This window comes from Arthrobacter sp. NPDC080086 (genome assembly GCF_040702285.1).
In genome coordinates, this window is sequence record NZ_JBFBKP010000051.1 from 22,416 (window position 1) to 32,832 (window position 10,417).

The window sequence follows — 10,417 nt, forward strand, 5'->3', positions numbered from 1 at the left end:
CCCGATATGCCCATCCAGCTGGTGACCACCGCCGCGCAGCTGCGTGCCGAGAGTGCCCGCCTGCTCACCGAAAAGGGCGGCAGCTCCCAGGGCATCGTCCCCACCATGGGCGCCTTGCACGAGGGCCACGCCGCGCTGGCGCGCACCGCCGTCGCGCAGAACGACGTGGTGGTGGCCACCATCTTCGTTAACCCGCTGCAGTTCGGCGAGGCCGTGGACCTGGAACGCTACCCGCGCACGCTGGAGGCGGACCTGGCGCTGTTGGAGGCGGAGGGCGTGGACCTTGTGTTCGCGCCGTCCGTCGAGGAGGTCTACCCCGGCGGGGAGCCGATGGTCCGGATCACCTCCGGCGCGCTGGCCGAGAAGTGGGAGGGCGCCTCCCGCCCCGGGCACTTCGACGGCGCGCTGACCGTGGTGGCGAAGTTGCTGCACTACGGGCTGCCTGGTGCCGGCCAGGCCGACTACCGGGCGTACTTCGGCCAGAAGGACGCCCAGCAGCTGACCCTGGTGCGCCGGATGGTGGCGGACCTGAACTTCCCGGTGGAGATCGTGGCCGTCCCGATCGTGCGGTCGGCGGACGGGCTGGCGCTCTCCAGCCGGAACCGCTTCCTTTCCGACGCCGAACGCGAGGCCGCGCTGGTCCTCTCGCGGGCGCTGCGGCTGGTGGAGGACCGGGCGAACGCGCACGAACCCCTCGACCTGGACTCCGCCCGCGCGCTGGTGGAATCCCAGCCGCTCGTGGAACTGGACTACTTCGACGTCGTCGATCCGCTCACCCTGGAGCCGCTCGCGGAGAACTGCCGCGAGACGCCGTTCCGGGGCGAAGCTTTGGTGCTCATCGCTGCCAAGGTGGGCCCGGTCCGGCTGATCGACAACGTGCCCCTGGACTCCTAGGGAACAAATAGTCCGCCGGGAGGGAATGACCTTTCCGGCCGGAGGGTTGAGAATCGTAGTGGCGGCCGTGTCCGCCAATCCGCCATCGCATCCCCGAGGGAACCCCATGCCTGAAGAATCCCGTTCCACCGTCCAGGAGGGCCTGGCCCCGCCCCGGATCGACGCCGAAAGCACCGACGCAGAGAGCACCGGAACCGGAAACCGCGCGGAAATCCCCGCCGGCGCCCCGGCAGCGAACGCCCGCACGGCCAAACCCGCGCCGGAGAAGCTGTCCCGCGAATCCGTGACGGTCATCGCCACCCTGCTGGTGGCCACCTTCGTCGTGATCCTGAACGAGACCATCATGAACGTCGCGCTGCAGCGGCTCATGGTGGACCTGCGCGTGGACGCGCCCACGGTCCAGTGGCTGGCCACCGGCTTCATGCTGACCATGGCCGTGGTCATCCCCACCACCGGGTTCATCCTGCAGCGGCTGACCACCCGGGCCGTCTTCATGCTGGCCATGGGACTGTTCTCCGGCGGCACCCTGCTGGCCGCCCTTGCCCCGGGCTTCCCGGTGCTCCTGCTGGCCCGGATCGTCCAGGCCGCCGGAACCGCCATCATGCTGCCGCTGCTGATGACCACCATCCTGACCCTGGTGCCGATCTCCCGGCGCGGCGCGGTCATGGGCAACGTCAGCATCGCGATCTCGGTGGCCCCGGCCATGGGTCCCACCGTCTCCGGCCTGATCCTGCAGAACTTTTCCTGGCGCTTCATGTTCGTCTTCGTCCTGCCCATCGCGCTGCTGGCCCTCGCGATCGGCGCCAAGTACCTCCGCAACATCGGCGAGAACGAGAAGACCCGGCTGGACGCCCTCTCCGTGGTCCTGACCATCCCGGCCTTCGGAGGCGTGGTCTACGGCCTGAGCCAGATCGGCGGCGGCACCTCCGGCCCGCCCGCCCCCGCGGTGGCCGCGCTCGCCGTCGGCGTCGTGTCCCTGGCCGCGTTCGTGTTCCGGCAGCTGCGGCTGCAGAAGCGGGACGAGCCGCTGCTGGACTTGAGGGCTTTCAACTTCCGGATGTTCACCGTCTCCGTGCTGCTGCTGGTGGTCGCGATGGTCGCGCTCTTCGGCGCCGTCATCCTGTTGCCGCTTTACCTGCAGGAAATCCGCGGCCTGAAGTCGCTGGAAACCGGCCTGGTGCTGCTCCCGGGCGGTCTCGCGATGGGCCTGCTGGGCCCGGTGATCGGCCGGCTGTTCGACAAGGTGGGCCCGCTGCCGCTGACCGTGACCGGCTCCGTGCTGATGGTGCTCTCGCTCTGGCAGCTCGCCGGACTGGACGCGCAGTCGCCGGTGGGCTGGATCATCGGCCTGCATGTGACCCTCAGCCTAGGCCTGGCGCTGTTGTTCACCCCCGCCTTCACCACCGGGCTGAACCCGCTGCCGCCGCACCTGTACTCGCACGGTTCGGCCATCCTGAGCACCCTGCAGCAGGTGGCCGGCGCGGCCGGCACCGCGCTGCTGGTCTCGATCTTCGCGGTGGTCTCCGTCTCGTCCGGTCCGGCAGCGGGCATGCACGCGGCGTTCCTGACCGCCGCCGCGATCGCCGTCGCCGCGCTCGTGCTCTCACTGCTGATGCGCAAGACCGAAGGGGCGGCAGGGCCAGCGGGCCACTGAGAGAACCGGCCACTGGGGCAGGGGGAGCGGGCAAGTCCCGCTCCCGGGTCAACAGACGCGGCTGGCGCCGCCGCGGGGGAGCGGCTTCAGCCGGCGAAGAAGGCGCTCAGCTCGGTGATGAGCTTCTCCGGGGCCTTGTTCACGCCGTCGTGGCCCATGCCGGGCAGGATCGTGTAGCTCGAACCGGACAGCACGTCGTGGATCTGGGCGCAGGCCACGCCGAAGTACGCCGGGCTCTTCTCGCCCACCACGATCAGTGTCTCCAGCGGCAGTGCCAGGAACGGTTCGGCGGGCATGTCCGCGGCGATGATCGCCTTGATCTCGCGGACGCCGGTCTTCATCAGCTCCCGCAGTTGCTTGCCCACGGGGGTCCCGGCGGTCAGCTTGTTGGCCAGGGTCAGCATGGACAGCGGCATCCGGGAAACGGCGCTGCCGGTTTCCAGCCCGCGGACCAGCACGGCCAGGGCCCGGTCGTCGTCGCCGGCGGCGGTGAGGCGCTCATACTCGGGGATCCAGTCGGCGGTGACGCTGTGGTTGACCGAGACGGCCGGGTCGTAGACCGCCAGCCGCTCCACCGGCAGGGTGCGGGCGGCGTGCAGGGCTACGGCGCCGCCGAAGCTGTGACCGAACACGTCCGTGCTGTTGGTGTGCTTCATCACGGCGTCGAGGTCGTGGATGTCCACGTCAAGTGTGTAGTCCTCCGGCTGCGGGGAGGAGCCGCCGCGGCCGCGGCGGTTAAAGGTGTGGACCGGCCGGCCGAGGGAGGCGCTGAGCTTCTGCGCAAACTTGGTGTAGTCGGCGGCGGTCACCATCGAGGCGGACACGACGACGACGCCGGAGCCGGCCGCGGACAGTTCCGCCCCCGTGCTGAACAACTCGAGGGTTCCGCCGTCGGGGGTGTGGATGTTCTCGCGCGTCATGGTTTGAGCCTAGCCCAGCCGGCCGCCCTCGCGCAGGCGGCTTCGGCCCAGGCTGCGCGGGCGGCCCTATATGGAGCCTTCTGAGAGCGGCGTGCACATTCCCCGCCAGTTTCGTAGCCCTCGCGCCGGTGGATGGGACGGCAAAATTTATTACTAAGCGTGCTTGCTATTACCTTTTCGATCGTGTGTACTCAATTTGGAAAGCATGCTTAGTTTCGTTCGACCCTTAGCCGATATGTGAGGAAAAATGGAAGATACACTCAAGGCCGGCCTGGCCACCGTCATTGACTTCGTCCCCAAGCTGGTGCTGTTCCTGGTCATCCTGATCGTCGGCCTGCTGATTGCAAAGGCGATCGCGAAGGCTCTGTCCAAGCTGCTGCACAAGGTCGGCTTCGACCGCGCCGTGGAGCGAGGCGGCGTGAAGAAGGCGCTGGCCAATTCCGAGCTTGATGCCAGTGACGTTATCTCCAAGATCATCTACTACGCCCTGGTGCTCTTCGTGCTTCAGTTCGCGTTCGGTGTCTTTGGGCCCAACCCGGTCAGCACGCTGCTCGCCGCGATCATCGCCTTCCTCCCGCGCGTCGTCGTCGCCATCATCATCGTCATCGTCAGTGCCGCGATCGCCGCGGCCGTCAAGACCCTCATTCAGGGCTCCCTCGGCGGCCTCTCCTACGGCAAGACGCTTGCGAACATCGCCAGCATCTTCATCCTGGGCATCGGCATCATCGCTGCCCTGAACCAGGTCGACATTGCCACCACCGTGACGACCCCGATCCTCATCGCTGTGCTTGCCGCGATCGTGGGCATCCTTGTTGTAGGCGTCGGCGGCGGGCTTATCAAGCCCATGTCCCAGCGCTGGGAGCACTACTTGAACAAGGCCGAGGCCGAGGCCCCGAAGATCAAGTCGGAGGCCCAGAATTCTCCCCCGGCCACCGAACAGATCAAGGACGCCGTCCACACCTACACGCCGGAAGCAGACTCCACCGGCGGGACGCACCGCCTCTAAGGCATCCTCCCGCATTCGTTGGACCACAGGAACCGGCTCCGTCCCCTCAGGGACGGAGCCGGTTCTTTGCGCTTTGAGGGAGCCCACGTCGCTCACGCGGCTCCGTCGGTCAACCCAGCCGGCCGCCGGATACCTCGAGATAGCAGGAGCCGCAGAGGGATTCGTACCAGGCGTCCTGGCCGTCGATGGCGACCTGCTCGCCGTCGAACACCACCCGGTCGCCGATCCGGCGGGTGTTGAAGATCGCCTTGCGGCCGCAGCGGCAGATCGTCTTCAGCTCCTCCAGGGTGTGCGCGATCTCCAGCAGCCGCAGCGACCCCGGGAAGGCGCGCGTCCGGAAGTCCGTGCGGATGCCGTAGGCCAGCACCGGCACGTTGTCCAGGACGGCGATCCGGAACAGGTCATCCACCTGCTCCGGCGTCAGGAACTGCGCCTCATCCACCAGCAGGCAGGCCACCGGCGGGGTGTCCACGTGCTGCAGCAGCGCGTCCGGATCATCCCCGTGCGCCAGGGCGGAGAACAGTTCCCGCGCGGATGCGCCCGCCGGGATCAGGAAATCGACGTCGCGGGTCATGCCCAGGCGGGAGACGACGGCGGTGTCGCCCTTGGTGTCGATGTCCGGCTTGGCCAGCAGCACCCGCTGGCCGCGTTCCTCGTAGTTGAAGGCCGCCTGCAGCAGGCCCGTGGACTTGCCGGAGTTCATCGCGCCGTAGCGGAAGTAGAGCTTGGCCAAGGGGGTCCTTTCAGGAGCGGTCGCCCCCGATTCTAGTGCCACCGCCCCCGATCCCGGGCGCTCAGGAATCCCCGGTAAACTTAGGGATTGTGACTTCCCAAAACACTCCTGCCCCGAACACGCCCGAGCACTCCGAGGCCAGCGAACAGACCCTGGTCCGGATGGAAAAGCGCGCGAAGCTGATCGAGCGCGGGATCGAGGCCTACCCCGTGGGCGTCGAGAGGACCCACTCGCTGACGGATATCCGGGAGAAGTACGCCCACCTCGTCGCCGACGAGACCACCGGCGACGTCGTCGGTGTCACCGGCCGCATCGTCTTCATCCGCAACACCGGCAAGCTCTGCTTCGCCACCCTGCAGGAGGGCGGCCTCGACGGCAAGGCGGTCCGCCTCCAGGTCATGCTCAGCCTGGCCAACGTCGGTGAGGAGGCGCTCGCCGACTGGAAGTCCCTCGTGGACCTCGGCGATCACGTCTTCATCAAGGGTGAGGTCATCTCCTCCCGCCGCGGCGAGCTCTCCGTCATGGCCGAGTCCTGGTCCATGGCGTCCAAGGCCCTGCGCCCGCTGCCCGTGCTGCACGCTGAACTGAACGAGGAAACCCGCGTCCGCCAGCGCTACGTGGACCTGATCGTCCGCGACGAGGCCCGCGAGATGGTCTACACCCGCGCCGCAATCACCCGCTCCATCCGCGAGACCCTGCACCGCCAGGGCTACGTGGAGGTGGAGACCCCCATGCTGCAGCTAGTCCACGGCGGCGCCACCGCCCGCCCGTTCGAGACGCACATGAACGCGTTCGACCAGAAGATGACCCTGCGCATCGCCACCGAGCTCTACCTCAAGCGCACGGTCGTCGGCGGCATCGACCGGGTCTACGACATGGGCCGCGTCTTCCGGAACGAGGGCGTCGACTCCACGCACAGCCCCGAATTCACCACCCTGGAGAGCTACGAGGCCTGGGCCGACCAGTTCGTCATGGCGGACCGGATCAAGGAGATCATCCTCGACGCCGCGGACGCCGCTGGCGTGGGCCGGGTGCTGCAGACCGAGGCCGGCGAGATCAACCTCGACGGCGACTGGGCCTGGATGGCCGTCTACCCGGGCCTCTCCGACTTCGTCGGCCAGGAGATCACCCCGGACACCCCCGCCGCCGAGCTGCTGGCCCTCGCGGAAAAGCACGAGGTCAAGGTGGACGCCGCCTGGGACGCGGAGAAGCTCGTCGTCGAACTTTTCGGCGAACTGGTCGAGCCCACCCTGCTGAACCCGACCTTCGTGTACGACTACCCGCCGTCCGCGCAGCCGCTGGCCCGCCAGCACCGTGAGGACGGCCGCCTGATCGAGGCCTGGGACCTGATCATCGGCGGCATGGAGCGCGGCACCGCGTTCTCCGAGCTGATCGACCCCGTCATCCAGCGCGAACGCCTCACCGAACAGTCGCTGCGCTCCGCTGCCGGCGACGTCGAGGCCATGCAGCTGGACGAGGACTTCCTCCGGGCACTCGAATACGGCGCCCCGCCGATGGGCGGCATTGGCCTCGGCATTGACCGGCTAGTGATGCTGTTCACCGGTGCGGGCATCCGCGAGACCATCCTGTTCCCGCTGCTCAAGCCCGAAGGCAACTGATCATGGATTACATTGCCGTGCTGCTGCCCTCCGTGGTGGTGGGCCTCATTTTCTGGTTCGTGATGAAGGCAATATTCAACGCCGATAAATCCGAACGCCAGGCCGAGGCCCGCGCCCAGGCGGAAGCCGACGCAGCAGTAAACGCCCCGGCCGCGAATTCCGCGCCGGATCAGGGGCATTCCCCGGAACAGTCCTAGAAAGTCATTAGCCGGCGCTGTTTTCCCGCAGCGTAGTTTTCGCTTTGACTCGGTGCCATAAAGCGATGGATACTTTTTACAGTTACATCCTGCTTTTCTAAATGCTCCTCCTTCGAAAAGAGAGTCTTTATGGCACAGAAAGTTGAAATCATCCTCGTGGATGATCTGGATGGGGGATCCGCGGACGAAACTGTCCGGTTTGGGCTGGACGGCGTCAGTTACGAAATTGACCTGTCGGCCAACAATGCTTCAGAACTGCGCTCGTCGCTCGAACGTTATGTGGGCCAGGCCCGCAAAACGTCCGCCGGCCGGCCCGCCCGCACGAAGGCCGCCAGCGGCCGAAATCAGGATTCGGCCCAGATTCGCCAGTGGGCCCGTGACAATGGCTACGCGGTCAACAGCCGCGGCCGAATCCAGGCCGAAATTCAGGAAGCCTACCAAAAGGCCAATTCCTAAGATTGGCGCCGTTTCCGGCCCCTAGGGCCGGAACGAATTGCCTACAGCGAAGCCCCCGCCATCCGGTGGGGGCTTCGCTGCGTCCGGGGTCCGTACGTTCCTCCCCGGTTACCGTCCGGAGGCTGGCCCGGCGTGCCGACGCCGGAGCCCGGCCGGGCAGTGTTTGGGCCGTTTCCGGGGACCACCCGGCCTGGTGCGGCGGAGGTAACCGGGTAGGAGCGCATACACGGGCCGTGCACGCCGCCCGGGTCCCCGCAACCGCCCCGGTTTCCCCTGTGGCGAACAAGCCACAAATTACGAAGACCGCCACGTAGCATCAAAGTACGTCGTAGCTAGGAGTGTGGCGAAATGTTTGAGCGATTTACGGACCGTGCCCGTCGCGTAGTTGTGCTTGCCCAAGAAGAGGCACGCATGCTGAACCACAATTACATCGGTACCGAACACATCCTCTTGGGTCTGATCCATGAGGGTGAAGGTGTTGCCGCCAAAGCCCTCGAGTCCTTGAGCATTTCGCTCGACGGCGTCCGCGAGCAGGTGCAGGAGATCATCGGACAGGGCCAGCAGGCGCCGTCCGGTCACATCCCCTTCACGCCGCGGGCCAAGAAGGTGCTGGAACTCTCCCTGCGCGAGGCCCTGCAGCTCGGCCACAACTACATCGGCACCGAGCACATCCTGCTCGGCCTCATCCGCGAGGGTGAAGGCGTTGCCGCCCAGGTGCTGGTCAAGCTCGGAGCAGACCTGAACCGGGTCCGCCAGCAGGTCATCCAGCTGCTCTCCGGCTACCAGGGCAAGGAATCCGCCGGAGCCGGTGTCGGCGCCGGCCAGGCCGAGGGTACCCCCGCCGGCTCGGTCGTCCTCGACCAGTTCGGCCGGAACTTGACCCAGGCCGCCCGGGAGAACAAGCTCGACCCGGTGATCGGCCGCGAGCAGGAAATGGAACGCGTCATGCAGGTCCTTTCCCGCCGCACCAAGAACAATCCCGTCCTGATCGGTGAACCCGGCGTCGGTAAGACCGCCGTCGTCGAGGGCCTGGCCCAGGCGATCGTCCGCGGCGACGTCCCGGAAACCATCAAGGACAAGCAGCTTTACACCCTGGACCTCGGTTCCCTGGTGGCAGGCTCCCGCTACCGCGGTGACTTCGAAGAGCGACTGAAGAAGGTCCTCAAGGAGATCCGCACCCGCGGCGACATCATCCTGTTCATCGACGAGATCCACACCCTGGTGGGTGCGGGCGCGGCCGAGGGTGCCATCGATGCGGCCTCGATCCTGAAGCCCATGCTGGCCCGCGGCGAGCTGCAGACCATCGGCGCCACCACGCTGGATGAGTACCGCAAGCACATTGAGAAGGACGCCGCCCTGGAGCGCCGCTTCCAGCCGATCCAGGTCAAGGAGCCCTCCGTCGCGGACGCGATCGAGATCCTCAAGGGCCTGCGTGACCGCTACGAGGCGCACCACCGCGTGACCATCACCGACGGCGCCCTCGCCTCGGCCGCGAGCCTGTCCGAGCGCTACATCTCGGACCGCTTCCTGCCGGACAAGGCCATCGACCTGATCGATGAGGCCGGCGCCCGGCTGCGCATCCGCCGGATGACCGCTCCGCCGGAGCTGAAGCTGATGGACGAGAAGATTGCGGCCATGAAGCTGGAGAAGGAATCGGCGATCGACGCCCAGGACTTCGAAGGAGCCGCCTCGCTGCGCGACAAGGAGCAGAAGCTCATTGCCGAACGCGCCGAGAAGGAACGCCAGTGGAAGACCGGCGGCATGGACGACATCTCCGAGGTGGATGAGGACATCATCGCCGAGGTGCTCGCGAACTCCACCGGCATCCCGGTCTTCAAGCTGACCGAGGAAGAGTCCTCGCGCCTGCTGAAGATGGAAGAGGAACTGCACAAGCGCGTCGTCGGCCAGGACGAGGCCATCAAGGCCCTGTCCCAGGCGATCCGCCGCACCCGTGCCGGCCTCAAGGACCCGAAGCGTCCCGGCGGCTCGTTCATCTTCGCCGGCCCCACCGGCGTCGGCAAGACCGAGCTGGCCAAGGCCCTCGCGGAGTTCCTGTTCGGCGAGGAAGACGCGCTGATCACCCTGGACATGTCCGAGTACTCCGAGAAGCACACCGTCTCGCGGCTCTTCGGTGCCCCTCCGGGCTACGTGGGCTACGAGGAAGGCGGCCAGCTGACCGAGAAGGTCCGGCGTCGTCCGTTCTCCGTGGTGCTCTTCGACGAGGTGGAGAAGGCCCACGCGGACCTCTTCAACTCGCTGCTGCAGATCCTGGAAGACGGCCGCCTGACCGACTCCCAGGGCCGCGTGGTGGACTTCAAGAACACCGTGATCATCATGACCACCAACCTCGGTACCCGGGACATCTCCAAGAGCGTCGCCACCGGCTTCCAGTCCGGCACGGACACGCAGACCGGCTACAACCGGATGCGCGCCCGGGTCACGGAGGAGCTCAAGCAGCACTTCCGCCCCGAGTTCCTGAACCGTGTTGACGACGTCGTGGTCTTCCCTCAGCTGACCCAGGACGAGATCATCGAGATCGTCGACCTGTTCGTCACCCGCCTGGAGCGCCGCCTCAAGGACAAGGACATGGGCATCGAGCTCACGCCCGCGGCCAAGGTGCTCCTGGCGACCCGCGGCTACGACCCCGCGATGGGTGCCCGGCCGCTGCGCCGCACCATCCAGCGCGAGATCGAGGACCAGCTCTCCGAGAAGATCCTCTTCGGTGAGTTGCACTCCGGCGACATCGTGGTGGTCGACGTCGAGGGCGAGGGCGACGACGCGAAGTTCACCTTCGCCGGCAACGCCAAGCCGAGCATCCCGGAGATCGCGCCGACCCACTAGGGCAGGTTCGCTGCTCCGCATGGCACCAGACGCAACGGCCCCGGCCGCTTACCTCGCGGGAGCGGCCGGGGCCGTCGTCGTTAAGCCTTAAAGCGTC

Annotated in this window: 9 protein-coding genes; 7 read left to right on the plus strand and 2 right to left on the minus strand. The window is 66.9% G+C overall.

The genetic code is table 11. The annotated features are described in order from the left end of the window. Positions 1-6: 6 nt before the first annotated feature. Both panC and AB0305_RS16040 read left to right on the plus strand, forming a co-directional pair. Positions 7-894: a pantoate--beta-alanine ligase gene (gene panC, locus AB0305_RS16035; RefSeq protein ID WP_364135918.1), complete on the plus strand. Its 888-nt coding sequence runs from the start codon at positions 7-9 to the stop codon at positions 892-894. 106 nt (positions 895-1,000) lie between these two features. After that, positions 1,001-2,548 carry an MDR family MFS transporter gene (locus tag AB0305_RS16040; protein WP_364135921.1) on the plus strand — a complete coding sequence of 516 codons (1,548 nt, stop codon included), beginning with the start codon at positions 1,001-1,003 and terminating at the stop codon, positions 2,546-2,548. 86 nt (positions 2,549-2,634) lie between these two features. Here the strand turns inward: AB0305_RS16040 and AB0305_RS16045 are convergent, their stop codons facing one another. Beyond that, entirely contained in the window at positions 2,635-3,468 is an 834-nt protein-coding gene (locus tag AB0305_RS16045) for an alpha/beta hydrolase (protein ID WP_290257008.1), read from the minus strand. Between the two features lie 247 nt (positions 3,469-3,715). Between AB0305_RS16045 and AB0305_RS16050 the strand changes: the two genes are divergently transcribed. Further along, positions 3,716-4,474 carry a hypothetical protein gene (locus AB0305_RS16050; RefSeq protein WP_364135924.1) on the plus strand — a complete coding sequence of 253 codons (759 nt, stop codon included), beginning with the start codon at positions 3,716-3,718 and terminating at the stop codon, positions 4,472-4,474. Between the two features lie 109 nt (positions 4,475-4,583). Here AB0305_RS16050 and AB0305_RS16055 read toward each other — a convergent pair whose 3' ends face one another. Further along, a complete protein-coding gene (locus AB0305_RS16055; protein WP_290257006.1) occupies positions 4,584-5,207 on the minus strand; it encodes a thymidine kinase in 624 nt (207 codons plus the stop codon). 89 nt (positions 5,208-5,296) lie between these two features. On the opposite strand from AB0305_RS16055, the gene lysS reads away from it, so the two are divergent. The 4 genes from lysS to AB0305_RS16075 all read left to right on the plus strand — a co-directional run bounded on the left by lysS (position 5,297) and on the right by AB0305_RS16075 (position 10,320). Beyond that, positions 5,297-6,826 carry a lysine--tRNA ligase gene (gene lysS / locus AB0305_RS16060; protein WP_290257005.1) on the plus strand — a complete coding sequence of 510 codons (1,530 nt, stop codon included), beginning with the start codon at positions 5,297-5,299 and terminating at the stop codon, positions 6,824-6,826. A 2-nt stretch (positions 6,827-6,828) separates the two neighbouring features. Then, a complete protein-coding gene (locus AB0305_RS16065) occupies positions 6,829-7,023 on the plus strand; it encodes a hypothetical protein (RefSeq protein WP_364135927.1) in 195 nt (64 codons plus the stop codon). Between the two features lie 129 nt (positions 7,024-7,152). After that, positions 7,153-7,479, plus strand: a complete 327-nt coding sequence (locus AB0305_RS16070; protein WP_364135929.1) for an Lsr2 family protein — start codon at positions 7,153-7,155, stop codon at positions 7,477-7,479. A 348-nt stretch (positions 7,480-7,827) separates the two neighbouring features. Then, a complete protein-coding gene (locus AB0305_RS16075; RefSeq protein WP_290257002.1) occupies positions 7,828-10,320 on the plus strand; it encodes an ATP-dependent Clp protease ATP-binding subunit in 2,493 nt (830 codons plus the stop codon). The last annotated feature ends 97 nt before the right edge of the window (positions 10,321-10,417 follow it).